Annotated in this window: 31 protein-coding genes; 18 read left to right on the forward strand and 13 right to left on the reverse strand. The window is 61.5% G+C overall.

Annotation, left to right across the window (positions count from 1 at the left end):
- The 18 genes from KF784_16970 to KF784_17055 all read left to right on the forward strand — a co-directional run.
- Positions 1-286 (forward strand): c-type cytochrome (locus KF784_16970; protein ID MBX3120754.1); only part of this gene is annotated, 286 nt, incomplete at its 5' end.
- A 104-nt stretch (positions 287-390) separates the two neighbouring features.
- A complete protein-coding gene (locus KF784_16975; GenBank protein ID MBX3120755.1) occupies positions 391-789 on the forward strand; it encodes an OsmC family protein in 399 nt (132 codons plus the stop codon).
- Between the two features lie 31 nt (positions 790-820).
- Entirely contained in the window at positions 821-2,002 is a 1,182-nt protein-coding gene (locus tag KF784_16980) for a sulfite oxidase (GenBank protein ID MBX3120756.1), read from the forward strand.
- Positions 1,999-2,646 carry a c-type cytochrome gene (locus tag KF784_16985; GenBank protein ID MBX3120757.1) on the forward strand — a complete coding sequence of 216 codons (648 nt, stop codon included), beginning with the start codon at positions 1,999-2,001 and terminating at the stop codon, positions 2,644-2,646. Before KF784_16980 ends, KF784_16985 begins: the two co-directional genes overlap by 4 nt.
- 36 nt (positions 2,647-2,682) lie before the next feature.
- Complete coding sequence (locus tag KF784_16990; GenBank protein MBX3120758.1) at positions 2,683-4,098, forward strand: c-type cytochrome; 1,416 nt, start codon at positions 2,683-2,685, stop codon at positions 4,096-4,098.
- Between the two features lie 153 nt (positions 4,099-4,251).
- The gene (locus KF784_16995; GenBank protein ID MBX3120759.1) at positions 4,252-4,611 is read left to right on the forward strand and encodes a DsrE family protein; all 360 of its coding nucleotides are present in this window, start codon (positions 4,252-4,254) and stop codon (positions 4,609-4,611) included.
- Between the two features lie 26 nt (positions 4,612-4,637).
- Positions 4,638-5,693 carry a polyphosphate kinase 2 gene (ppk2, locus tag KF784_17000; GenBank protein ID MBX3120760.1) on the forward strand — a complete coding sequence of 352 codons (1,056 nt, stop codon included), beginning with the start codon at positions 4,638-4,640 and terminating at the stop codon, positions 5,691-5,693.
- 52 nt (positions 5,694-5,745) lie between these two features.
- Positions 5,746-6,321 (forward strand): c-type cytochrome, encoded by a 576-nt coding sequence (locus KF784_17005; GenBank protein ID MBX3120761.1) that lies wholly within the window; start codon positions 5,746-5,748, stop codon positions 6,319-6,321.
- Positions 6,322-6,714: 393 nt separating this feature from the next.
- Positions 6,715-6,987 (forward strand): YtxH domain-containing protein, encoded by a 273-nt coding sequence (locus tag KF784_17010; protein MBX3120762.1) that lies wholly within the window; start codon positions 6,715-6,717, stop codon positions 6,985-6,987.
- A gap of 1 nt (position 6,988) precedes the next feature.
- Positions 6,989-7,906, forward strand: coding sequence for a 2-oxoacid:acceptor oxidoreductase family protein (locus KF784_17015; protein ID MBX3120763.1), 918 nt, complete (start codon positions 6,989-6,991; stop codon positions 7,904-7,906).
- Positions 7,891-9,129, forward strand: coding sequence for a hypothetical protein (locus KF784_17020; protein ID MBX3120764.1), 1,239 nt, complete (start codon positions 7,891-7,893; stop codon positions 9,127-9,129). Before KF784_17015 ends, KF784_17020 begins: the two co-directional genes overlap by 16 nt.
- Positions 9,130-9,200: 71 nt before the next feature.
- The gene (locus KF784_17025; protein ID MBX3120765.1) at positions 9,201-10,127 is read left to right on the forward strand and encodes a hypothetical protein; all 927 of its coding nucleotides are present in this window, start codon (positions 9,201-9,203) and stop codon (positions 10,125-10,127) included.
- A gap of 56 nt (positions 10,128-10,183) precedes the next feature.
- Entirely contained in the window at positions 10,184-10,627 is a 444-nt protein-coding gene (locus KF784_17030) for a cytochrome c (GenBank protein ID MBX3120766.1), read from the forward strand.
- Between the two features lie 13 nt (positions 10,628-10,640).
- Complete coding sequence (locus KF784_17035) at positions 10,641-11,123, forward strand: hemerythrin domain-containing protein (GenBank protein ID MBX3120767.1); 483 nt, start codon at positions 10,641-10,643, stop codon at positions 11,121-11,123.
- The gene (locus KF784_17040) at positions 11,120-11,506 is read left to right on the forward strand and encodes a hypothetical protein (protein MBX3120768.1); all 387 of its coding nucleotides are present in this window, start codon (positions 11,120-11,122) and stop codon (positions 11,504-11,506) included. The genes KF784_17035 and KF784_17040 overlap by 4 nt, the downstream gene beginning before the upstream one ends.
- Before the next feature lie 30 nt (positions 11,507-11,536).
- The gene (locus KF784_17045; GenBank protein ID MBX3120769.1) at positions 11,537-12,124 is read left to right on the forward strand and encodes a hypothetical protein; all 588 of its coding nucleotides are present in this window, start codon (positions 11,537-11,539) and stop codon (positions 12,122-12,124) included.
- Positions 12,125-12,127: 3 nt separating this feature from the next.
- The gene (locus KF784_17050) at positions 12,128-12,682 is read left to right on the forward strand and encodes a hypothetical protein (GenBank protein ID MBX3120770.1); all 555 of its coding nucleotides are present in this window, start codon (positions 12,128-12,130) and stop codon (positions 12,680-12,682) included.
- Between the two features lie 20 nt (positions 12,683-12,702).
- The gene (locus KF784_17055) at positions 12,703-13,239 is read left to right on the forward strand and encodes a hypothetical protein (protein ID MBX3120771.1); all 537 of its coding nucleotides are present in this window, start codon (positions 12,703-12,705) and stop codon (positions 13,237-13,239) included.
- A gap of 508 nt (positions 13,240-13,747) precedes the next feature.
- On the opposite strand, the gene KF784_17060 is transcribed toward KF784_17055, so the two are convergent.
- From KF784_17060 to KF784_17120, 13 genes are all read right to left on the reverse strand, one after another.
- A complete protein-coding gene (locus tag KF784_17060; protein ID MBX3120772.1) occupies positions 13,748-16,480 on the reverse strand; it encodes a GNAT family N-acetyltransferase in 2,733 nt (910 codons plus the stop codon).
- 4 nt (positions 16,481-16,484) lie between these two features.
- A complete protein-coding gene (locus KF784_17065) occupies positions 16,485-17,609 on the reverse strand; it encodes a hypothetical protein (GenBank protein MBX3120773.1) in 1,125 nt (374 codons plus the stop codon).
- Between the two features lie 94 nt (positions 17,610-17,703).
- Entirely contained in the window at positions 17,704-18,066 is a 363-nt protein-coding gene (locus tag KF784_17070; GenBank protein MBX3120774.1) for a cytochrome c, read from the reverse strand.
- Positions 18,067-18,125: 59 nt separating this feature from the next.
- Entirely contained in the window at positions 18,126-18,983 is an 858-nt protein-coding gene (locus tag KF784_17075; protein MBX3120775.1) for a universal stress protein, read from the reverse strand.
- Positions 18,984-18,996: 13 nt separating this feature from the next.
- Entirely contained in the window at positions 18,997-19,548 is a 552-nt protein-coding gene (locus KF784_17080) for a nuclear transport factor 2 family protein (GenBank protein ID MBX3120776.1), read from the reverse strand.
- A 65-nt stretch (positions 19,549-19,613) separates the two neighbouring features.
- Complete coding sequence (locus KF784_17085) at positions 19,614-20,114, reverse strand: hypothetical protein (GenBank protein ID MBX3120777.1); 501 nt, start codon at positions 20,112-20,114, stop codon at positions 19,614-19,616.
- 48 nt (positions 20,115-20,162) lie between these two features.
- Entirely contained in the window at positions 20,163-20,816 is a 654-nt protein-coding gene (locus KF784_17090) for a phosphoribosyltransferase (GenBank protein ID MBX3120778.1), read from the reverse strand.
- A gap of 52 nt (positions 20,817-20,868) precedes the next feature.
- Entirely contained in the window at positions 20,869-21,018 is a 150-nt protein-coding gene (locus KF784_17095; protein MBX3120779.1) for a hypothetical protein, read from the reverse strand.
- A 16-nt stretch (positions 21,019-21,034) separates the two neighbouring features.
- Positions 21,035-21,508, reverse strand: a complete 474-nt coding sequence (locus tag KF784_17100; protein ID MBX3120780.1) for an Hsp20/alpha crystallin family protein — start codon at positions 21,506-21,508, stop codon at positions 21,035-21,037.
- 575 nt (positions 21,509-22,083) lie between these two features.
- Complete coding sequence (locus KF784_17105; protein MBX3120781.1) at positions 22,084-22,749, reverse strand: nucleotidyltransferase domain-containing protein; 666 nt, start codon at positions 22,747-22,749, stop codon at positions 22,084-22,086.
- An 11-nt stretch (positions 22,750-22,760) separates the two neighbouring features.
- Positions 22,761-23,018: an acyl carrier protein gene (locus KF784_17110; protein ID MBX3120782.1), complete on the reverse strand. Its 258-nt coding sequence runs from the start codon at positions 23,016-23,018 to the stop codon at positions 22,761-22,763.
- Entirely contained in the window at positions 23,015-24,187 is a 1,173-nt protein-coding gene (locus KF784_17115; protein MBX3120783.1) for a 2-oxo acid dehydrogenase subunit E2, read from the reverse strand. Before KF784_17115 ends, KF784_17110 begins: the two co-directional genes overlap by 4 nt.
- 88 nt (positions 24,188-24,275) lie before the next feature.
- The coding region (locus KF784_17120; protein MBX3120784.1) for a hypothetical protein at positions 24,276-24,747 on the reverse strand (472 nt) is incomplete at its 5' end.

The raw sequence follows: 24,747 nt of genomic DNA on the forward strand, positions 1-24,747 counted from the left end.
CTTCACCGCCCGTTGTGCGTTTTGTCACGGAGCCGACGGACAGGGCACGATGGCGGGGCCACCCCTATGGGGACCTCAGTCCTACACGCTGGGCGCGGAGCTGGCCCGTGTTCCGGTAGCGGCTGCGTTCATCAAGTCGAACATGCCGAGAACCAGGGGATGGGCTCTCTCGGATCAGGATGCATATGACGTCGCGGCGTACATCAATGCGCAACCACGCCCGGATTTTTCCGACAAAGGCCAGGATTGGCCGAAGGGAGGGAAGCCGGCGGATGTGCCCTACTAAGTACATGCCCTGGGGCTCGTAAAACAGATCCCGGCCCGACGTCGGAGATAGTGAACCATCGGGAGCCACGCACGAGCGGCCGCAGATCGGAAGAGGAGAGGGAGATGAAGCTGAGTGTGGCCTATCAGGGCGGCGCCCGCTACGACATTCTCAGCGACCGGCATCGCGTCGTCACGGACCAACCGGTCGACGATGGCGGCGCCGACGCGGGCATGAGTCCGGTGGAATTGTTTGTGGGATCTGTGGCCAGCTGTGTGGGCTATTTCGTGGGTAACTTTTGCGCGCGACACGACATTTCCCGTGACGGCCTGAAAGTGGAGGCGGAGTGGACGATGGCGGAGCAGCCTCATCGTGTCGGGCAGATTCATCTGTCGATCAGGCTGCCCCACCGGATCACGCCGGAATTGAAAGAACGGTTGTTGAAAGTCGCCCATGGTTGTACGGTGCACCAATCCATCGTCGTGCCGGTTCAGGTGGCGATTGAGTTGAATCCTCATACGTAGATGGCGATGGAGGCAGGATGAAAGGACGATCATGGCGGTGACGCGGCGGGCGTTGTTCGAACGGGTACTGCAAGGCATCGGAGCGGGTGTGGTGGCGGGCGCCGTCGATCGAGCGCTCGCCGACAGCCGGGTTGAGACGACCGGACAGGCGAGCGGCCCGCTCACCGTTCGTGTTTCCCGGCCGTTCGATGCGGAAACGCCGGTGCGGGAATTTACCTCCTGGTTGACCGCCAATGAACGGTTTTTTGTGCGCAGTCACTTCGGGCCACCCAGTGCGGAGGCCATTGAGCCGGAGTCGTGGCGTCTGACGGTGAAGGGACTCGTGAAAGATGAGTTGACGCTGAGTCTGTCCGAGCTGAAGAAGTTCGAGTCGGTGACCGTCGCCGCTGTGTTGCAATGCAGTGGCAACGGTCGCGCGCACCATCGCCCTAAGGTTCCCGGTGTCCAATGGGAACGGGGCGCGGCTGGAAATGCGCAATGGACCGGGGTGCGTTTGCGCGACGTCTTGCAACGTGCCGGCGTGAAGCCGCAAGGACTGCATGTGCAACTGCAAGGCGCGGATCGCCCGGCTCTGCCCAGCGTGCCCCTGTTCACGCGAAGTATTCCCATCGCCAAAGCGCTCCATCCGGATACGCTTCTTGCCTATGAAATGAATGGTCGCCCTTTACCGCTCCTGCATGGCGCACCGTTGCGGGTGATTACGCCGGGCTGGATGGCGGAATCCTGCATGAAATGGTTAACGGAGATCACCCTGCGTGCAGACGAAACGCCCGGATATTACATGCAGCAGGCCTATCGGATACCGGAGACGTCGATCCAGCCTGGGTCGGGGTTGCCGGGGAGCGTGATGGTGCCGGTCGAGCAGATGCCGGTGAAATCGCTCATCGCCGCGCCCGCCGAAGGGGACACGCTGAAAACCGGTCCGGTGACCATTCAAGGGGTGGCCTGGGCGGGTGAATCGCCGATCACCAAGGTGGAAGTCTCGTGCGACGATGGGAAGACCTGGGCGCCCGCTCGGTTGGTGGGTGAAGAACAGCCCTACGCCTGGCGGCAATGGCAATATTTGTGGAATGCGCGTCAGGTGGGTCCGACGGCGATTCTCTGTCGGGCGACGGATGCGCAGGGGACTCAGCAACCGGAGAAGAGTCCGTGGAATCCCGGGGGGTTTTTGTGGAACGGGTGGGATCGCCTGTCTGTGACGGTGGCCGCATGAGGGGCCTGATGGGGGAGGCGAGAAGAGCGCGAGGACGATGGTCTCCGTTGGTGGCGGGGCTGGTACTGCTCCTCGGCATCGCGGCCGGGACGGCGGCTCAAGAAGATGACAAGCATACGATCGAACCGGCGCAGGCTCGACGGGCGGTGACGTTGATTCATGCTCGTTGCGCCGTGTGCCACACGACCGATCTCATCGTGCAACAGCGGTTGCCGCCGGATCGATGGCAGGTCACGGTCGAGAAAATGATGCATTGGGGCGCGGACCTGTCCAAGGACGAGGCCGCCGCCCTGCTTCAGTTCGTGACGGCTCGCTACCATCCGGGTGCGCCGGACCAGTTGCCGTCCATTGAAGAAGAGTTGGCGATGACGGCTCCGGCGGGAGGGCCCAGCACTGCGAGCGACGGCCCGCTAGTCGGGGTGTCGGCACGAGGCGCTGAAATGTTTGCACGGAACTGTCAAGCGTGCCATGGCGAGGGCGGGATGGGAGGCGCGGGGCCCAAATTGGCCCGCAATAAAATCTTGAAGAACGAGGGAGCGTTTTGGGAGACGGTACTCCATGGCCGAGGCCCGATGCCGGCGTGGGGCTCTGTCTTGAGTCATCAGGACATTGCAGATATCCATGCCTGGTTGGCATCACGCTGACCGGTCGCGCAGTGGGGTGAACGAAAGGGGTGGTTCATGGGTGGAAGACGGACGGTGATGATCGGGTGTGCGTTGGTCATGCTGCTGGGGCTCTTTTCATTCCCCCGCTTGCTCTTGGGCAGTGATCAGACTCGCGTCAAGGAGATGATCCAGAACAACTGTGCCGGATGTCACCGCCTGGAAGGGAAAGCGGAGTCGCGGTTCAACTTGAAGGCACCCGATCTGATTTGGGCCGGGAGTAAATATCAGCGCGCGTGGTTGCTTCGCTACCTGACCGGGAAAGAGGCGCCGCTGTATCCCAAAGGGTACCGGTGGGATTTGTCGGAGGGGCCGACGCGGCACCCGGTCGTCACGGAGGATGAAGCCCAGGGAATTGCCGAGTATTTCGAGCAGCACAACAAGGATTCGCGGGTGACGGTGGGCGCCTTCGATGTCTCGAAAATCAGTAAGTTCGATGCCACGTTCGGCGGGATGGCCTATAAGGCCCACGCCTGTCTCGGATGCCACCTGATCGAAGAGAACGGCAAACTGATCGGCGGACCGCAAAGCATCTCGTTGGCCGATTCCGGGCAACGGTACAACATGGATTGGCTCTTCCGCTTCGGACAAAACCCCCAGGATTTTATCACCCACACCGGGGAGTTCCTGGCCGATGCCACGGAGCCGCAATTGCGAGCGGTCATCGGGTTTCTGGCGGTGCAAGGGGTCAAGGACTTCAAGTATTACGAACCGTGGAAGGCGCCGGAGTTCGGCATGGCAAGCGTCGATCGAGGAAAGGTGCTGTACAAAGAATATTGCGCCCAGTGCCATGGGTTCACCGGAAAGGGCGATGGTCCGGCCGCCTCGGGGTTGGACCCGAAGCCGGCCATTCATGCCAACATTCCCTTCGACAAGGTGCCGACCGACTATCTCTACAATGTGATCAATCATGGCGGCGCCGCGATGGGGAAGTCGCCGAACATGCCCTATTGGGGCTTGACCATCGGCCAGCAGGGTGTGGCCGACGTGATGGCCTATCTGAAGGCCACCTTCAAGGGCGGAGCGGACGTCGCGCAGGCAGCCGCAGGGTCCGGGGAAGGTCCGAGCGGGGTGTGCCCGCAGCCCAGGAAAACGGCGAAGGCGCCGGCCGATTTCCTGTCCAAGACCAATCCGCTGCCGCAGTCGGATGCGACCATCAAGGCGGGGAAAACGCTGTTCCTGCAGACCGCTCAGCCGGTGGCTTGTGCGATGTGCCACGGTGAGAAGGGCAATGGGCAGGGCTTCATGGGGGCGGCATTGATCCCGCCGCCCAGAAACTTCACGTGCGGCTCGATGATGAAGGATCTGCCTGACGGCCAACTGTTCTGGATCATCAAGAACGGCTCACCGGGCACCGGTATGATGTCGTTCGCCGGGTTGCCGGATGACCAGGTGTGGCAATTGATCGCCTATATCCGAAGTTTGGCGAAATGAGTTGACTGAAGAGGTGCAGATGGCCGACGCGTATGGCACGAGCAAGAGATCTCCCACGGGGTCATTGCCATCGGCCATACGCGATCTGCCGTCAGCTTCGATTGTGACGGACGAGAGTTGCTTCACGAACGACGATTCACAGGAGACTGACCAATGGCGACGTTTATCATTTCCGGTAGTCGAGGGACCGACGATCCCACGATGGCGACGTTACCGTTTATGGCGGCCAAGACGGCCAAAGAGCAGGGGCATGATGTGGTGCTCTGGTTGTGGAACGAGGCCGTCACGCTGGGGCGCAAAGGCACGGCCGATCATGTGACCGGCGTGAACCTGACTCCGTTGAAGGATCTGCTGACTGCCGTGCAAGCAGCGCAGATTCCCATCTGGGTCTGCGGGGCCTGCGCGGTTGCTCGCCAAATCAGCGGGACGGATCTGGTCGCCGGCGCCACGATCAAGGGCATGGCTGATTACATCAAGGCCGTGGCTGAGCGTGACCGGAACGTGGCATTCTGATCCGGCCTGAACGGACAGGGGGGCGCATGGCAGGAAACGGGCAAGGAAACGGCAAAGCCAAGGGGCGAAAGGACCGCGAGCCGACGGAGCCGGATACGGTGCTCGGGCCAGAGGATTTGGAGAATGACGACCTGGAGGTGATTCCTACCGCCGTGCCCCGGGTGGGCGACGGATACGAGGCGGCGCGTGACCCCGGCGGCGCCATGGCGGCGGGATTCATCGGTGAAGCGGGCCGGATCTTGAGCGAAGAGGATCTGCGTCGCATCAATACGCCGAGGGGCCTCATCCAACTGATTAAGAGCAAGAACATCAATCTGGAAGAGGTGCGCAAGACGCTCTTATACGAACAGGAATTGCGCCAATTGCAGGTGGAATTGGTCCGGCTCCAACGCTGGGTACAGGCCGACGGTCAGCGTATTGCGATCCTTGTCGAGGGGCGTGATGCGGCCGGCAAAGGCGGCACGATCCGCCGGTTTACCGAACATCTCAACCCGCGTGCGATGCGGGTCGTGGCCCTCCCGAAGCCGACGGACGACGAACGGGGACAATGGTATTTCCAGCGCTACATCCGCCAACTGCCCAACAAGGGTGAAATCGTCTTCTTCGATCGGAGTTGGTACAACCGAGCCGTGGTGGAGCCGGTCATGGGTTTTTGCAGTAAGAAGGAACACCAGCGGTTCCTGCAGCAGGTCACGGAATTCGAGCACATGCTGTACGAAGACGGCGTCACGATCATCAAGTTCTGGTTTTCGATTTCCAAGGAGGAGCAGGCCAAGCGATTCGATGCCCGCCGGCAGAATCCGCTCAAACAGTGGAAGCTGAGCCCGGTCGACGAAAAGGCGCAGGAGATGTGGGATTCGTACACGCGATTTAAAGAGGAAATGTTCAGCAAGACCCATACGACCTTCAGTCCCTGGATCATCGTGAAGGCGAACGATAAGCAGGCGGCTCGCCTGGAGGGCCTGCGGTATGTGCTGAATCTCCTGCCGTACAGGGGGAAGGATGAAGCGCAGATTCGCCTCACGCCGGATCCCAACGTGATCACCCGTTTTCATCGGAAGATGGCGGAGCTGGATTTCTGAGTCCGGTCAGGTACGCGGGCGATCGAAGGTGTGTCTCCGAAGGGGGAGGGATATGGCGGAGCGTGGAGGAAGTCCGGCGGTGTCGGCGATGCTGCTTGTCGCGCTGCTCGGTGGTTCGCCCGTTGCGTGGGCGGCCGGGCATGATGTCATGCGGCCTCGCGTCCCGGCGGACAAGCTGGCGGAAGCCCGGGCCTTGAGGAGCCCGGTGCCGGACTCGCCTCAGACCATTGAACAGGGCAAAGCGCTCTATGCGGGGAAAGGCACCTGTATCAATTGTCATGGAGCGGAAGGGGACGGCAATGGCCCGCTCGCGGCTCAGCTCAATCCTGCGCCTCGCAACTTCCGGCATCATGGATTCTGGCGCCACCGCACGGAAGGCGAAGTCTTCTGGGTGATCAAGCATGGATCCCCGGGGACCAGTATGGTCGGTTTTGGCGAGCAACTCACCGACGAGGAGATCTGGGCCTTGATTCACTACGAGCGGACCTTCCGACGTCATCATGGCATGCGCGGACGCGGCCCAATGGGGCACGGGGGCATGCGCGACTCCCGCAAGAGCGAGCGTGGCAATGGAGCTGAGGAGGACTCCGTGCCGACAGAGACGCCGTCGTCGCCGGAAAAAGAGTGAATGGGTCTCAACGCCCCGGCTGCTGTCTCTTCCCTGCTCCCTTCGCAGACTGATCACCACCTCCAATAGACCGTGAAGTCCCGCAATGAGCTCGGCGTACCGGCCGGGGTGCCTCCGTCGACCGTTGCCACTGATGCGTTTTGCGACAGTGCCGCGTTCCTGCGGTTCTGGAATTCCCCAGTCGAGCTAGGGATCGCGCATGTTGCTGCGCGACGCACGGAAAATCCTCGCCAAAGTCGCCATTTGTCTCCGGTGCAGGCCTCGGTGCCTGGCACGTCCTCTGCTTTCTCCAAGAGCGGGTGGTAACCGCGCATACCGATGCCCGATTCATACATTAGCCGGGAAGGAGACAGCACCATGGCCGATCAGAGTCACAATTGTTCAGGTGCCGGGATGTCGATCGCGTTTCTCAGCGGTGCCGTGCTGGGGGCGATAGCCGCCGTTCTGTATGCGCCCAAGTCCGGCGTCGAAACGCGTGCGGCATTACGTGGGTATGCGCGCCGCACGGAGGAAGAGATGTTGGAGAAAGCTCGGGAGGTTCGACAAGACATCTCTCACAGCGTCGATGAAGCGAAACGGTACTTGAAGGAAACCGAGGCGACGATTGCCGCGGCAGTGGCGGCCGGCAAAGAAGCTTTCAAGAAGGAGCGGGCGGATCGAGCCTGAGATGGTGGCTGTACGATTTCACGGGCGCGGCGGACAGGGGGCGAAGACGGCCAGCCGGATTCTCGGCACCGCGGCGTTTATCAGCGGGTATGTGGCCCAAGATGCCCCGATCTATGGCGCGGAGCGAAGGGGAGCGCCGGTCGCGGCATTCACGCGCTTCGGTCGTGAGCCGATTCGGGAACGGGGGGCGATCGCGCATCCTGACGTCATCGTGGTGGCCGATGCCTCGTTGCTGGACGATGCGGTGGCGCATGTGTTGGACGGAGTGACCGGGCAGACGGTCCTGTTCGTGAACTCGTCGCTGAGCGCGGACCTGTTGCGCACCCACCTGTCCTTGCCTGAGCAGGTGACGGTGAGAGATGTGACGGGGATTGCGCTGCAACAGCTGGGAGCGCGTGAGGCCATCAGTGCGCTGCTCGGCGCAGTTGCCGCGCGGTTGGTAGGGTTGGCGTGGGAGCCTGTGCGCTCGGCGATCGATGGTGAGCTTCGCGACCTCGGCCTGGCCGAGCCGGTGATCGAGCGGAATCTGACGGTGGCGCGGCAGTGTTACGACTCGGTTGAGCCGGCCACATTGCCTCAAGGCACCGCCCAAGCCGTCGGCGCGGCGTCCTTGCACCACCCGACCTATGAACCGCCCACGAAGGGCACAGCCAGGATCGCCGCGGCCGGAAATTCGGTGTTACGTGAAACCGGTGGATGGCGAACCTTTCGCCCGGTGTTGGTGGCAGACAAGTGCAACGGATGCTGGCTCTGTTTCGTCTATTGTCCGGACGGCGTGATTACCATGAATCAGGAAGATCGCCCCGTCGTCGACTATGACCATTGCAAAGGCTGTCAGATTTGTGTGCACGAATGTCCGACTCACGCATTGATTGCGGAGCGGGAGCAGGAAGGCGGGGTCGCATGGACAGCCAAATGATGACGGGGAATCTGGCGGCTGCCTGGGGCGCCCGGCTGGCCGACGTTGACTACATCCCGGCGTTTCCCATTACGCCGCAGACGGAAATCGTGGAGGCCTTGGCCAAGTGGTGTGAGCGGGGGGAGTTGGCCGCGCGATTCGTGAGCATGGACTCCGAACATTCCATGATGACGGCGGCCGGTGCGGCGGAAGTGACCGGCGCGCGAGTCTTTACGGCCACCTCCAGTCAAGGGTTGCTGCATGCGTTCGAGGTGCTCTATTCCATTTCGGGGTGGCGTGCGCCGCTCGTGCTCGTCAATGTCTCGCGAGCCCTGGCCGCGCCGATTACCTTGGAGTCCGATCACAACGACGTGTTGGCCGCGCGCGATGCCGGGTTTCTGCAGATCCATGCCGAGACCTGCCAGGAGGTGTTGGATTCGATTCTGATGGCCTATCGGATCGCGGAAGATGAGCGCGTGATGTTGCCGGTGATCGTGAACCTGGACGGGTTTACCCTGTCGTTCACTCGTGAGCCGGTCACGGTGCCCGATCCGGATACCGTACGACGCTTCCTGCCGCCCTTTCGCCCGTCTCACCTCGGGTTCACGGCCTCGTCGCCGCATGCGTTGGGTGTAGCCGTGATCGGCGGTACTCCGTATGCGTACTTCCGTCATCAGGTGCACCTGGCTGCCCAGAATGCGCTCGACGTCCATCGAGAGGCGGCGGAATCGTTCCAGGCCTTGTTCGGTCGTCGATATGACCTGGTGGAAGGGTACCGGTTGGATGATGCGGAAGACGTCCTTGTGATGACCAATGCGGGGGCGAGCACAGGGAAGGCGGCGGTCGATCTTGCCAGAGCGCAGGGGAAGCGGGTAGGGCTGCTTCGGTTGCGCATGATCCGCCCCTGGCCGGCTGAGGCCATTCGACAGGCCCTACGTGGGCGACGGGCCGTGGCAGTGCTGGATCAGAACCTGGCGCCGGGGCAGGGCGGGATTCTCTATCAAGAGGTCGCTGCCTGTGTGTACCATGAGACCGCCAGGCCACGAGCCCTCTGTTCATTCATCGGAGGGTTGGGAGGGCAGAATCTTTCGGCCGGCGAGTTTCACGCCGTGTTTGAACAGACGGCGCAGGCTGGAGTCACCGGAAGGGGCTGCGGACCGGTGTTGCTCTACAGTGCTGCGGAACATCAGGAGATGACGCAATTGCAGATGGTGGCGGGAGGAAGCGTGAAACGTGAAGGGTGAAACGGGAAGTGGAAGTCGTGAAACGTAGAACGTGAACTACGAGAGACGCTTCACGAGAGACGAGAGACACGATGTGGCAGCGTGAGACCTTCAAGAAGATCAAGCAGATTCCCCGCGAAGAGCATGTGCTTCCGGGCACGGCCCTGTGCGCCGGATGTGGTGGCCTCGAGGCGTTGCGACTCGCGGCGAAGGTGCTGGGCGATCATGTCGTCTACGTGAATGCCGCCGGTTGCTTTACGATGTTGGCGGCCTACCCCTACACATCGTTCAAGGGGTCCTGGTTGTATACGACCATGGGTTCGGCGCCGGCCGGGGCGCAGGGGATTCGCGATGCCTTGGATGTGCTGATCGGCAAGGGGAGATTGCCGAAGGATGAAGATGTGAAGGTCATCGTGTTGGGAGGTGATGGCTCCACGTACGATATGGCCCTCTCGTCGACGTCCGGCGCCATGAATCGCAAGCTCGATTTTTATTACATCTGTTACGACAACGAAGCGTACGGCAACACCGGCATGCAGCTCTCCCCCGCCACCCCCTTTGCCGCGCGAACGGCGACATCGCCCTGCGGTCTGCAGCATCCCGCCGCGACGATCCAGGAGAAGAAAGACATCTTTGAGATCTGGCGGGCGCATCGGCCGCCCTACATCGCGACGGTCGCCCCGCGGTATCCGCTGGATTTGGAGGAGAAGTTCGCGCGTGCCGCCGCCTTCACCGGACCGAAGATGTTCCTGGCCCTTGCCGCCTGTCCGACGGGCTGGTTGTACGATCCGGGGGCCACGCCGGAAGTGGCCAAGTTGGCTGTGGAGACCGGCCTCTGGCCGCTGAAAGAGGCGATCAACGGGGTGGTCACACACACGTATATTCCCAGGCGCAAGCCGGTCGAGGCGTATCTGCAACTGCAGGGACGGTTTCGGCATCTGTTCGAGCCGACGGTACAAGCGGACGCCATCCGGCACATCCAAGAGCAGGTGGATGCCTACTGGCGGCTGGCGACCTAGGACCAGGCATGAGGCGAGTGCGAATAAGTGTAAGGGTGGGGGTATCGTGCCTGCTCGTGCTCTTCGTCCTGGCGAGCGGTTGCGCAGAACAGAGGCCTGCATCCGGCACTGGTCGTGTCACGCCGGCGCATTTGCCGGATGTACGAACGCCCATTCCGTTGGGGGCAGAAGCGCGGCAGGAACATCGCGCCGTCATGCTCCAGCATCTGGAGACGATCCAGGCGATTGTGGCGGCCTTGGCGGAAGAGGACTACCGGCTGGCCCAAGGATTGACCGAAACGCATCTGGGATTCTTTATGCATCGGCATGCGATGGCTCGGCAGCAGCCGGAGAATTTTCCTCCGGCCTATCACGATCTCGCGATGGCGCATCATGCGGCTGCCGAGCAGTTGGCCGATGTGATGCCGACGAACGATCTGAAGCGGATCCTGCCCGAGTTCAATAACGTGCTGAAGGCCTGTGTCGCCTGTCACTTGGAATATAGACTCCGTCATTCATAACAAGGAGAACGGCATGTCGGATGCAAAGATCAGTGTCACGTTCGAGCAAGACCATGACCGGCTGGACGCGCTCTTCACTACCTTCCAGCAACAGAAGCGCACGGATTTCGCCAAGGCCAAGGAGGCCTTCGTCGAGTTTAAGTTTGGCCTGCAGCGGCATATCGTCTGGGAGGAAGACGTGCTGTTTCCCAAGTGGGAGGAAAACTCCGGCATGGCGGAAGGCGGGCCCACGCAAGTCATGCGGACCGAGCACCGGATGATCGGCGATTGCCTGGAAGCCATTCATGAAAAAGTGCAGGCACAGAATCCCGACAGCGACCGAGAGGAGCAACGATTGTTGGAGATTCTGAAATCGCACAACATGAAGGAGGAGCGGATTCTGTACCCCTCGATCGATCAGGTGATCAGTGACGGGGAGCGGGCAGAGTTGTATCAGGCCATGAAGGAGATTCCGGAGGAGCGGTATCGAACCTGTTGCGGGAGTGAACGGTCATGAGGGGGCGGGGCTTTCTTGCGCTGGGTGGTCTGCTGGCACTGCTCTGCATGGCCGTCGCGCCCGGAGGGAATGCGTTCTCCCCCGATCGAGCAGGAGAGAATTCCCCGTCGAAGGAACCGTCGGTGGTGTGGACGGTGGCCGATTCGAGCGGAATGACGGCGAATCCTCACAGCGATTTGATTTTTCGTGCGACCGGCGCGAAGACATGTATGGATTGTCATCGTGTCGGAAAAGACGGCCTGATGTTGGCGCAGGTGGAAGACAATCGGTTGGTGCAGGAACTCAAGGCCAAGGCGAAGGGTGTGCACGGGCCTGGGCGTTTCGCAGACTGTTTGCGCTGTCACGCCGGCGGCAACAAGGGGGTTGAGAAATACCGGAAGTAACCGGTGCGTGATGACACGCGGGTATCATCTATGACAGGAGTGCGGTCGCGCCTGTTCGCGGTGGTCGCGGCGACGGTCGGTGCGGTTCTCAGCGCATTGGCCTTTGAAGCGCTGCTCAGTCTCGACAAGGTCACGCCCTTCGGCCATACGCAGTACGGGCACGGCGTCGGCTGGGCGGGCTTGGCCGTCACGCTGCTGGTGTTCGTCTATCCGCTTCGGAAACGGACCAGTCCCTCGCGTCGATGGCCGCGCGGGTGGTTTCGAGTTCACATGGTGGCGGGCGTCCTGGGGCCGCTGCTGATTTTTCTTCACTCCGGTGCCCATTACCATGCGATCGTTCCGATCCTGGCCATGGGGTCCATGGTGATCGTGGTCTTGAGCGGAATCGTGGGGCAGTTGGTGCATGCCGTGAGTCTGAGGGCGCTCAACGAGGAACGTCACCACCTTCAGCATCAAGGCCTCTCTGAGAGTGAGGTCGACGCCCAGTTGCACGGGATGGCGTCTCAGGAAGAGGCCTTTCGTCTTTGGCAGGCTATCCATGCACCGATGACGCTGATGTTCTTGGTCTTCACCGTCCTGCATGTGGTAGGGGCGTTGTTCTTTGCCGGAATGTCGTGACTCATGCGCTACCTCCCGCTTCCGAGAACAGCGGTTCCGGCTGTGGCGTTGACAACCCTGGTGCTGGTGATATGGATAGGGTGGGGGACGGTGCGGAGCCCCGCCGCCTTCTGGGCTCCGGGCGACCTCAGCCGCTACCATGTGGATCGAGGCGGGTGCACCAATTGTCACGAGCCGTTTCGAGGGCCCAGTCCCGCCCGTTGCATCGCTTGCCATACTGAAGGGTACTTTGAGGCTCGAGCGACGCCTGCCGTGGCCGGGTGGCATCGCGCGCTGGTCGTCGAACGGCAGGCCTGCACCGGTTGCCATTCGGAGCATCGCGGAACGCTGGCTCAGATTACCGAGCAGACGCGTACCAATCCCCATGGAGAATTTATCTTTCGCGCGACGGGGACCAACTCCTGCACGGTCTGTCATGAATTTGGAAACAGGATAGCCACCCATCCGACGCTGCGAGACGAGGCGGTCGTACGGCAATTGTATGAGAAGGGGCGCGGGGCCCATCGACCGGGTCGGATGGGACATTGTCTCGTCTGTCATGGCGGGGGTGGGCCATGAACGGAGGTGAACCGAGGCCTATGCAGCTGAATCTTGACCAGGCCTTTCCTACTGAGCAGTCTCTTCGCGACATGATCGTGAAGCACAAGGTCTGTTTCGACCATGACCCATTTTACGTCAAGACGGGAGGGGGCGAGGTCGTTCAGATCGGATTTCAGCTCAACCTGTATGGGGCGTTCGACAATCCCGCCCAGTTGCCGCTGGGCGATGATGAGGAACATCGGGCGATTCTCGGCGATCTGCAGCGACTCTGCCGAGTGTTTTTCCAGACGCTCGATTTGCTCAAGCCCTGCGAGCATCCGCAACCGCCTGCCCACCGCATCGTGTTTTCACCGGAACGAAAGAATCGCGCGGAAGTCTGTCTCCAGATTCCTATTTTCGACCTGGCGCATTTTCGCGACAGTTCAGCGCGCCAGGTGCAGGACCTGCTGGCCACGGCCGAATGTTTGTTGACGCATGTCGGCGCGAGACGGCGAGTCTGGGACGACGACGTGAGCAAACCGGCGTCGTCCTCCACCGCTGGTTGTGAAGGCCGTCAGGGGGCAGAGGGACGCTAGGTCTGCCGAAGCCGGATCGAGGTGAACCGGTCTCTGCAATAGCCATATTTCCCTATGGCATGTAGGATTGCCTTGTGGGAGTTTGTGCGGAAGGCCATGACGAAGCCACGCTTTGAATAGCGTCCAGACCGTCCGGTTTGCCTATCGAGCATCCGTTATTCGTATCATCGGTGCCGGTTATTGGCGAAAAGGAAAGGCTGTCTATGAGCACGAGAATAAAATATAGAGTTGAGTCTCTGGGCGAAATTCGCGTCGTCCCGGATTTCCTTCCTTCTCCTGCCGAATTGGCATTTCGCGATGAGGGAGTTAAAGTGACCCTGGCTTTGAGCAAAAAGAGCGTGGACTTCTTCAAGGCCGAAGCCTCCCGGCATCACACGCAATACCAGCCTCTGATTCGCCGCTTGCTCGATGCCTATGTCGAGAGGCAGCCGCAGGACGCTTCCTCACGATCGCCGCGGACGGCTCGCCCGCGTGGGGCTCGTAAGTGCAGTACCGCGTAAGTCACGAATCACTTCCCTGCCACCCTGATCCGCGCATCCACAATGCTGTAGCCTTCCCCCGGCGCAAGAGCGAAAATCGGATTGAGGTCCAGTTCCACGATCTCCGGCACCTCCTCGACTAACCGCGAGAGCCGCAGCAGCAGATCCTGAATCGCATCGACGTCGGCCGGTGGGTGCCCGCGATACCCTTGCAGCAGGCGATAGCCCTTGATGCTGCGAATGAGGTCGGCGGCATCCAGCTCCGTCAGCGGGGTGATCCGGAAACGCACATCTCCCAGAATTTCGACATGAATCCCGCCGAGCCCGAAGCCGATCAAGGGGCCGAAGGAGGGATCTTGAACCATCCCCGCCATCATCTCGACGCCGCCTTTCACCATCGGCTGGACGAGCACGCCTTCCATCGCGTCCGTCTGCTGCTCTTGAGACAGGCGTGCGGCGATCTCCTCATACGCATGGCGCACCTCGGCCTTACTCGTGAGATTCAGATGCACGCCGCCGATCTCCGTCTTATGGACGAGGGTATGCGAGGCTAATTTCACGGCGACCGGAAAGCCGATCTGCGCAGCAAGTGCGGCGGCCTCCTCGGCGCTGGTCGCCACTCCGCCCGGAGGCAGCGTGATTGCCATGGCGGACAAGACCGCGCGCGTTTCAGTGACCGTCAACCAGCCGCCTCCCCTGGTGGCCAGCACGTCGCGGCAGATGGTCTGAACGGCCGGCAGATCCAGATCGTCGAAGTCGGGCACCATGCCGAGCGGGCGATCGCGCCACTGGACGTATCTGGCGATGGTGCCTAGGACACGCGCGGGGAGTTCAGGCAGGCCGAACGTCGGAATGGTTTCCCCGGGCAGGGATAATCGGCGCTCGCGATCGGACTCCACCATCCAGCCCACATAGACCGGCTTCTTGATCGGCTGTGCCGCCCGCGCCGCAGCAATCCCTCGGGTGATGCCTGCCGCAATCGGATCGACGTCGGTGCTGGTGACGGCGATGTACAAGATGATCAAAGCGTCGATGTCGTCGGAGGTCAGGAGCGTGTGGATGGCCTCATGGTACTGCTCAGGGCCGGCCGAAGCGATTAAGTCGACCGGGTTGCGCAGCGAGGCGGAGGCGGGGAGAAACGGCGAAAGCCGCGTGATCGTCGCCTGAGACAACTCCGGCACCTCCAGGCCGGCTGCTTCACAGGCATCCGCGCAGAGAATGGCCGGCCCGCCTGCATTGGTCAGGATGCCGACCCGTGTGCCTTTGGGCAAAGGCTGCTCCGACAGAGCCGCCGCGAGCGCGAACATATCTTCCAGCGTATCGGCCCGCAGAATGCCAGTTTGTTGAAACAAGGCCTCGACCGCGACATCGTTGGCGGCCAGCGCGGCGGTGTGTGAGCCGGCGGCACGTTTGCCGGACGATGTCCGGCCTGCTTTGAGTGCGACGATCGGTTTGTTGCGGCTGACTCGCCGCGCGATGTGCGCGAACCGCCTGGGGTTCCCGAACGATTCCACATACAACAAAATGACGGTTGTGGCGTGATCACTCTCCCAATACTGCAACAGGTCGTTCACGGAGACATCCGCCTTGTTGCCGACGCTGACGAAGGTCGACAGGCCGAGTTGCAATCGTCGTGACGCCGCGAGCAGGGCCAGCCCCAAGGCGCCGCTTTGGGATGACATCGCAATCGAACCGGCGAGCGGAAAGGTGGAGGTGAAGGTGGCGTTGAGCTGCACCGACGGGTCTGTATTCAGGATGCCGAAGCAGTTCGGCCCGACCATGCGCATGCCATGCTGCCGGACCTTGTCCAACAGTTGCGCTTGCAGTCGACGCCCTTCCTCGCCGACCTCGGCGAACCCGGCAGTGATGACCACCAGGGCGCGGACTCCGGTTGCCGCGCAGTCGTCCACCACGGAAAGGACCGCGTCTTTGGGCACGGCAATGACTGCGAGATCGGCCGGTTCCGGCAGGGCATGGAGCGAGGGAAAGGTGTCGACCCCCGCGATTGTGGATGCATGCGGGTTGACGGCGTAGCAGCGCCCGCGAAATCCATTGCTGTGGAGCGCGTCGAGGAGGCGATACCCGATACTCTGCGGAGAGCGAGAGGCGCCGATCACGGCGACGGTGCGGGGATGGAAGAGGGGACGCAGTGAGGCGGTTGTGGCGACCCGCTCGCGCCATTCCGATTGCCGCACGCTCTCATCGGTTGGGGTCAGCGATAATTCGACCTCCATGTCGCCGCCGTCAAGATGTTCTTCCATGGTGAAGCCGGATGTGGCGAACACCTCACGCATCGCCAGATTGTCGGCATGGGTGATGGCCCAGAGTTTGGTGAACCCGTGCCGGATGGCGAGTAGGGCCAGACGTTCGAGCAGAATCGTGCCGAGCCCGTGCCCATGGAGCCGGTCGTCGACGGCCATGGCGACTTCCGCCTCATGCGGGTTTCGCGCATGGTACGACCCTGAAGCGATAATGCTCAGCGTATCGTCCTGGCGCCGGAGAGCGAGCAGCGTGAGGCTCCGCTGTGGCTGCGACGAATCGCAGAGTGTGCGGATCACCTCGGCGGGGGGATCGGTTTCCGAGAAAAATCGATGGCGCGTTGCCGCCGGAGAGAGACGTTCGACGAAGCGTTGCAACTCGTCGGCGTCGCCTGGTTGCGCGATCCGCAGCAAGGCCGTGGTGCCATCGCTCAGGATCGTGTGCCCCGCGTCTGGTCCATCGTCCCGTAGGGGGGGTATGTGGCGCGGGCGAAGACGTTGCATCGAATCACCTCGTCAGCAGGCTCGGTTTCACGATCAGCAGCAACCCCAGTGCGATCATGACCGCGCCGCTGAGGAGTTTCAACCACCGGCCTTCGCGTTCGTCCAACTTGCGGCGTCCCAAGGTGACGACCGCCAGCGTGACCATCAGCGCATCGTCGGCGATGTAGGCGAGATTGTAAAGCCCGAGGTAGGCATAGTAGTGCCAGGTTGGCAGATGGTAGGTGCTCAACACCTGGGTGTAGAGGGCGGGGAATCCGGCCGTGCACAGTAACTCGACGAGGTTGACCAAGCCCGCCAGCACGATCACGCCGACCAGGGCGCCGGCTCGATGTTCCGCCTGGACGATCCGGCGGATCCTCGCATAGAGCCCAGGCTTGGCGGCGTCCGGAATGCTCAACGAAAATCCCCGCCGGAACGCGAAAAAGTCTTTCACGTTCACCAGGCCGATCCCTATGGCCAGCGCTCCCAATATGAACTGGACGGCATGGGACAGGCCGATCAGTAGAAACAGGTTCAGCCAGGCCGCCATAAAGGCAAAATAGATGAGACCGCTCACCAGCACGAAGGTGCCGGAGATGAGCACCATGCCGAAGCGGTCGCGCAGGGTCGCCAGCAACGACAAGAGAAACAGGAGGACCCACATCGCACAGGGATTGAAGCCGTCGAGCAGGCCGATGGCGAGCGTGAACAGTGGAAGGCCCAACTCAGCGACGCCGACGCGGCCCACCCACGGCAGCACGATGGTATCCGCCTCAGCCGTGGCTTGGGCTTTGGCCTGGCAGTCCGGCTGGGCCGGGCGGCAGGCGACAAACGGTTCGGCGGCTGGCGTGGTGGGGGGATGCTCGAGCATGGCGAGGAGACGGGCGCCGGTGGTGTGATCGTCCTGGTATCCGACGATCAGTTCCCCATTCAGATAGAACGCCGGCACTCCGACCACCGAGAGGGCCTGGTCTTGCGCGAGCCTGTGCAGTCGTGCCAACGCATCGCGATCGACCGCGATGTCGTGAAACAGGATGCGGAGGTCGGGATGAGTCCGTCGAAGCTGTTCGAGAAAGACTTTCGCCGCCTCGCAATGGGGGCAGCCGGTACGTACGAACACTTCCACATCGGGGGCCGGCTCCGAGGTCATGCCGACTCCCGGCCTTATGACCAGACAGAAGAGGAGCAGGAGCAGGCCGGTGCCCACGTGTCCATACCGAACCATACGGCCTCCGGCCCGTCGGCTAACTCACAAATTCGGGTGCCGCGACGGAACGGATATAGGACAACACGTCCAGCATTTGTTGATCCGTCAATTTCCCCCGATAGCCGTGCATGGGGCTGAACAGGGCCCCGTTCGCAATCGTGATCAGCAATTCCCAATCGGTTTTCACCCGCGAGTTGACCGACTGAAAATTCGCCGGCCGCACGATCAGATACTGCCCATCCGGTCCGTTCCCGTCCAGTTTGTCGCCATGGCACCGGAGGCAGTTTTTTTCATAGATGGCCTGGCCGTCGCGAGGATTGCCGCGATTGGTCTGGCCGGCGGCCCAGGTGCTTCCCAGGATCACGAGGCAAAGAGCGCAGAGAATACTGAAGGTTTTCATGCGGGACTCCTTTATGGTTCGACGATGATTCGATGTCTTCCGAAAGATTGCCGCTCACCTCATCGTACTAACAACACGGGACAGGGGACCTGGTGGAGCAGTGCGTGAGAAATACTCCCCAGAAGAAACCGCTCCAGTCCTTTCCGTCCGTGTGAGCCGATGATCAACAGGTCTGCCGATTTGGCGCGTTCCGTCAAAATGTCCGTGGGATCGCCCACACTCACCTGCGTCCCGACCGTATACCGGTTGTTCATCACCGAGGCGGCGAGCTGTTTGACCAAATCTTCCGCCGAGCGTACGGCGATGCCGGTCCAGTCTTGAAGCGGAAAGAGGCTGAAGGGATCGGTGGCGGGAATGGGCCGCACCACGCTCACAATGGTGAGATCGACCGGATTTCTAAACGGGTGGGCGAGCAGCCAGGATTTGATGCGCTCGGCGTCCTCATGTCCTTCGACGGCCACCGTGACTCGCTTGACCGGTCCCTCCCGTTCCTTCACGATCAACGTCGTACAATCCGCATGCAGCGCGACGCGATGGGAGACACTGCCCAGGACGAATTCGCCGACACGCCCGCGTCCCCGCGCGCCGAGCACGATCAGCTCCGGACGAAGATCCCGCGCCTTGTCCAGAATCAGCGATGCCGGTTTGGCGAACTCACAGACGCGGGTGATGGACACTCCCTTCGCGGGCAGGAGCGTGGTGGTGTGATCCAGGAGCTGCTCGCCCGCCTTCTTCATGGCAGTGCGGAAGTCGTCATAGCCCTGCATGCTGCTCACTTCCGCGACGATGGGATATTGAAACATCCCGAGGTCGATTCCATGCAGCAGAACGACCTCATGCAGATCGTAGAGATACGAGGCTTCTCGAACGGCCGCAAACGCCTGCTCCGACCAGTCCAGTGCGATCAGAACGCGCATAGGCCTCCTTCCTTTAGAACAACGGATGCGGCGACGTGCCGAAGGGCATCAACCGCGGGGAATCGCCGACGTTGCCTCGAATGCGCCACTGTCCGTCTTCGAACGTCATGTAGTGAACTTCTTCATACCAACTATCGATCGGGACACGTAAGCCGCCGGTCTTTGAGCGTCCGGACAAGCTGCCGGTGCAGGTGACTTCGATGATAGTGTTCGAGCCGCTGCCGACCTTGGCCAGCCTTGAAAAGTGATGGGTATCGGTGAGGTCCTGGAATTCATCGAAGAGATCGGCCCACACCTTCCGCATGTCGGATTTTTTGAGTCCGTGATAGTCGTACTGTTCCGAATAGAGGGCCATCACGCCATCGAGGTCGCGTGTGCGGATGGCCTCATCAGCCGCACGAAAGGTGCGCATGACCGCCTCTGTCGTCGCCTGATCCAGCTCAGCGGCCGCGTCCGGCAGCATCCGCACCTCGGCCCTCGCTGCCGGTAGGATGGCGAGTAGAACCAGGATTCCACCGATCAGCAATCCGCTCCATTGTATCCCTCTCCGCCGCCGTTCCCCCATGACCCCCTCGCCTCGACCGTTCCGATTACTGCGTGCACCCGGCGCGCCCTGTTCACGCCGAGGGCCTAACCGGTCCAGGTGATCCGGACAAACTCTTCGTCCTGATCGTATTGAATGTCCAATTCTCCATGGTGTGCATGTTTGAGCGCTTCGCCGATGCGCCGGGGCAAATGGGCGTCGGTGGTGAGGACGACCAGCCCCTCGGTCCGGTCTTCGATCGTCATGATGCGAGCCATGGGGTGGGAGTTCTTTTCCTGCGCCTCGGTATTGTGAATCAGCCCCATCACCTGATCGCGATGCTGGGTCGTATATGGCCCTTTCAGGGTCACGAATCCCTTGGGATTCTTGTCCTGGATCCGCAGGCATGCGGGACAGGTGATTGGTTCGGCATCTGCCGGTTTGGCTTCCCAGGTCCAGCGACCTTTTTGGTAGAGGGCGCCGCACGTGGTGCAGACCGTCGGCTCCTTCAACTTGCCCGGCATCTTGTACGAATCGTGTTTATATTCCTCAACGAATCGATCGCGGCGCGCGCTGTGGCCGCCTTCCGTCTGTTTGTTCATTGCCATACGCCCCTTTCCTGGCCGGAGCGCCGGTTCGTGGCGCTCTCCCGGCGCTTATGACCTGCTCACAAATGCTTCTTCTGCGAGGTTGAGATACTGCAACACTTCTCGGTCTTCGACCTGTTCGAATTCCCGGTAGAAATTGCCGACGGCATAAAACGGGTCCGGTGTTCGGAGCACCACCAATTGATCCACGATCGCCCGCGCCTGTTCCACGGTGCTGTGCGGACCGACCGGAACGGCCCCGATGACACGGCGGGGATGCGCCTGACGCACCGTCGCGACCGATGCAAAGAAGGTGGCGCCGGTTGCCAGTCCGTCGTCCACGAGAATCACCGTCCGGTCCTTGAGTGAGGGGAACGGCCGCCCCTGCCGGTAGAGGGCCACACGCCGGGCGACTTCCTTTTGCTGCGTCTGTACGGCGGCCGCCAGGTCTCGATCCGTCAATGAGAGGCCGGAGAGCGCCTCCCGATTCCAGTAGACCGCTCCCGTTTCACTGACCGCCCCCAGCGCATATTCCGGATTGCCGGGCGCGCCGATTTTACGTGTGATCAGCACATCCAGAGGCAGATGCAGCGCCAGACTCAATTGATAGGCTACTGCCACCCCTCCGCGCGGGAGCGCGAGCAGGATCGCCGCAGGATCGTTTCGGTATGCGGCTAATTCCTGTGCGAGCAGTTCGCCGGCTTCTTCACGGTTCTTGAACATGTCGCGTGCCCCTTATTCGCCTGTGTCGCACGGTGTGTCAGTCTTGTGCTGTCTACCAGAGCCCGCTGGTCACTCCCACGCCGATCAAAAAGAGTGCCACAACAATCATGAGGAACACCAACCACCGGTGATGGTGCGACGACCCCTCAGGATGCCAATGCATTTCCCAGGGAATATCCAAGTACCGAGGATGTTTGAACATGGTCTGCTCCTTCCGCTCAGGAGACCTTGACCTCGATGGATTTCGGTTTGGCCTTCTCCGATTTCGGCAGATGGACCTTCAGCACACCGTCTTTGTACTCCGCCGCGACCCTGCTGCCATCGGCATCTTCCGGCAGCGTGAAGCTCCGCAGAAAACTGCCGTAGGCGCGCTCCACCCGGTGGTACTTCTTGTCTTTTTCTTCCTTCTCGTATTTCCGTTCGCCGGAAATGGCGAGCACATTGTCCTGCACGGTCAGCTTCACGTCTTCCTTTTTGATCTCCGGCAGCTCGGCTTTGATCAGATATTCCTTGTCGTCCTCCGTGATATCGACCAGCGGAGCCCATTCGGCTACCGAGATCGCTTCCTTTTGTCCTTCGACCTTCCCCTGGGGCCGTCCCCAGAGTGCCGACAGACGCTTCTCCACATCTTCCAGTTCTTTCCAAGGGTTCCACTGCGCGCGAAACGGTTCCCAGCGTGTCAGTCCACTCATGATGCCGTCTCCTTTGTGCAAGCCTGTGGATGGTGCATCTGCGCCTGACCATCGACCATTCGTTCGTCACGCGCAACTGCTTCCGGACTATTGCAGGCCCGATGCCAGGAAGAAATCCTGCGATGGCCGCATCCGGGAGTGGCGAAAGTTCACTCGCTTAGAGCAATCGGCGAGGCGTCCTCCCGGTTGTCAGTGCCGGAGGGTGGGGCGATACGGGGCAGCAGCGCGGAGCGGCAATGGTGCCAATTACCTCATTGATTCCAGGCCGACCGTGCTTACATGAATAGGTGAAGGGAGGTGGAGCCAGGATAAGGTCGACATCCCCGCTTCCGTGCAGCGAAGAGTTGGTTCGGGGATTGCGTCTGTGCCGGTTTCGGGATCAGTTCTGAAGGGACGCGCTTCCATCTCGGTGCCAGTATGAGGCACGGCTCCAGTGGGAGCCCGATGAACGGGAGGCGCGGGACATCCGGCGTGAGCGTGGTGCCGGGGTGTCCGGATGGATCTCGCTCGGTCGGCAGGCCCGATCTCCACACGGAAGCGGGTTTTTTATGTTCGCGCTGCCGGTCGTTCGGTCGCTAACGCAGAAACGCCTTCCGCAGTTTGAGCAGGTATGCATCGGCGAGGTCCGGGCGCGCCTGTTGCGTGCAGGTGCGAAGACGGCGAGCGGCCTCTTCACTCCAGTACTCCCCTAGATCGATGACTTCACCGGGCCGGTACTGTCCCGACTTGATCCGACGCACGACTTCGCCGACCGGAGTTTCCGAAATCCTGATACTGAAGCTGCCGCGTTCCAGCAACTCGCAGAGATTAAACAGCACGCGCACGTAGGCCGCGGCGTATTTCGCCGGCCTGCCGTCCTTTTTCTCCAGCATCTTCTTGCGCTGGTTCTCGCAGTAGTTGAGAAAGGAGTCATAGGCGGTCTGTGCGGACCAGAGACGGGGGAAGAGTTGCCGGAGCTCCGTGCCCCAGTCGTCCATCGTGACGACCGGAGCGACCAGCGTTTCCAGCACCAAGGGATGGCCCTGCAGCGCGAGCTGGAGAAAGTGCCCGATTTCCCAGGCGGTCTCGTCGTCTTCTTCCTTCATCATCCTCGTGCCTTGGTATTTGAAACCTACACGAAACAATTCAGCGGTGGGCAGCACGAACACGCTGCGGAAATCCTTGTCGCTGTCCGGTCCGGCCAGGCCGTGCGCATGCGAGCCGACGACGACTTTCAGGATGCAGGTGTCGCTTGCTGGCAAGTGGGGGTTGGTCATGTTCGCGATGCGGCAACTTGGGCGACGCAACCGTTCAAAGTCATGTATTTGGGATAGTCGGTTTCAGGGATCTCGATGTGGAATGCCTTGTGCAGTGCGACCACGAAGTTGAGGAAGTCCATCGAGTCGAGGTCGAGCTGGTCTCGAAAGCTGACATCGGGGTTGAGGCAGGCCAAGTCTGCCTCGGGGGCGATCTCGCCGAGAAGACGGAGAATTTGCGCGCGGGTGTCGGCGTCGGATGGTGTGGTCGTCATAACGATTGAGGCTCTTGTAGAAGACGATCGATTTCAGCCAGAAACAATCCGCCGCGATGGCCGTCGCTGACACGGTGATCCGCGGACAACGACAGGGTCACGACCGGTCGTGGGACGACCTGCCCGTCGGCCACCCAGGGCCGTTCGACCACCTTGCCGAATCCGACCAACGCCACTTGCGGAGGATAAATGACTCCGAACACGGTTTCCACCCCTTGTTCGCCAAGACTGGTGACGGTGATGGTGGCGTCCGACAGTTCCGAACTTCGTAACGAACCGGCACGGGCCCGTTTGACCAGGTCCTGGAACCGTTGCATCAAGTCGCCGAGGTCGGCGCGGTCGGCGTCGTGCAGGGCCGGTGCGACGAGCCCTCCCTGGCGCAGAGAAATGGCCGTGCCGATGTGAATGCGCTCGCTTCTGACTGCATCGCCGTCCTTCCACAGGGCATTGAGTTCGGGTACCTGCCGAAGTGCGAGGGCGACGGCCTTGATGAAGAGGACGCTCGATAACAATCGTTCCGTCACCGGGCGACGCTGATTTTCCGCTGTCAGCCAAGCCAAGGCACGGCTCATGTCGATGGTGGTGCTCAGGTAGTAGTGCGGGATCTCGCGTTTGGAGCGAGCCATGGCGGCGGCGATGGTTTGCCGCATGCGCGCCTGGCGCTCGGCCATGGTGAGTGGTGCGGTGACCTTGACGTCGCTCGCGAGCGCACGGGTGACATCGTCGAGCGTGATGGCCCCTTCCGGTCCCGTTCCCTGAAGGCCCGCCGGATCAATCCCTCGCTCGGCGGCCAGCGTTCTGGCTGCGGGAGAGATGCGCAGGCGGGGACCCGGCGACGATGCGGGAGCAGTCTTGGCAACGGGCGGGATTCTGGAAGGAGTGACCGGCTGGGGCGCGATGTGCTGTGGCTGGACCGCGGCGGCTGCCGGTTGTCCTGCTTCGCGAATGATCGCCATCACGGTGCCGACCGGGACTTTGTCTCCGGGTTTGGTCAGCAACTGTTCGACGATCCCGGTAGCATGGCATTCGACCTCGATGGCCGCCTTTTCCGTATCGACCTCCGCGATGATCTCGCCCTTGGCGATCCGGTCGCCGATCCGCTTTTTCCATTGCACCAAGGTCCCCTCGGTCATGTCCGCGCCGAGGGTGGGCATGACGAATTCAGCCATGAAAGAGACTCCCTAAAGCATGACGCGCGAAAGATGAAACGTACAAGGGAGCGGCCGATGAGTGACGGAGCAACAGCCGAGCCATCGATTATCCCAGCAACCGGCGAACCGCCTGCACGATGTTCTCCACGGACGGCAGCGCCGCCTCCTCCAGATGTTTCGGATAGGGAATCGGGACCTCCTCGCTGCATACGCGCGCGACCGGGGCATCCAACTCGTAAAACGCCTGTTCCATGATCACGGCGGAGACTTCCGCGGCGAAACTGCCGGTGCGCCAGGCTTCGTCGATCACGACCGCCCGATGAGTCTTTCTCACAGACGTCAGAAGGGTGTCGCGATCAAGCGGGCGCAGGACCCGCAGATCCACGACTTCAGCCTCGATGCCTGCCTGCGCCAATTGTGTGGCGGCGGCCAACGTCTTCCAGAGGCTGCCGCCGAAGGTGAGCAGGCTGACATCCTTTCCAATGCGACGGACGGCCGCATGCGAGATCTCGACCGGAACCGGGCCCTCTTCCAGAGGACCTTCCATGGAATAGAGGTACGCATGTTCGAAGATAAAC

Source organism: Fimbriimonadaceae bacterium, from assembly GCA_019638775.1.
Classification (GTDB): Bacteria; Armatimonadota; Fimbriimonadia; order Fimbriimonadales; family Fimbriimonadaceae; genus JAHBTD01.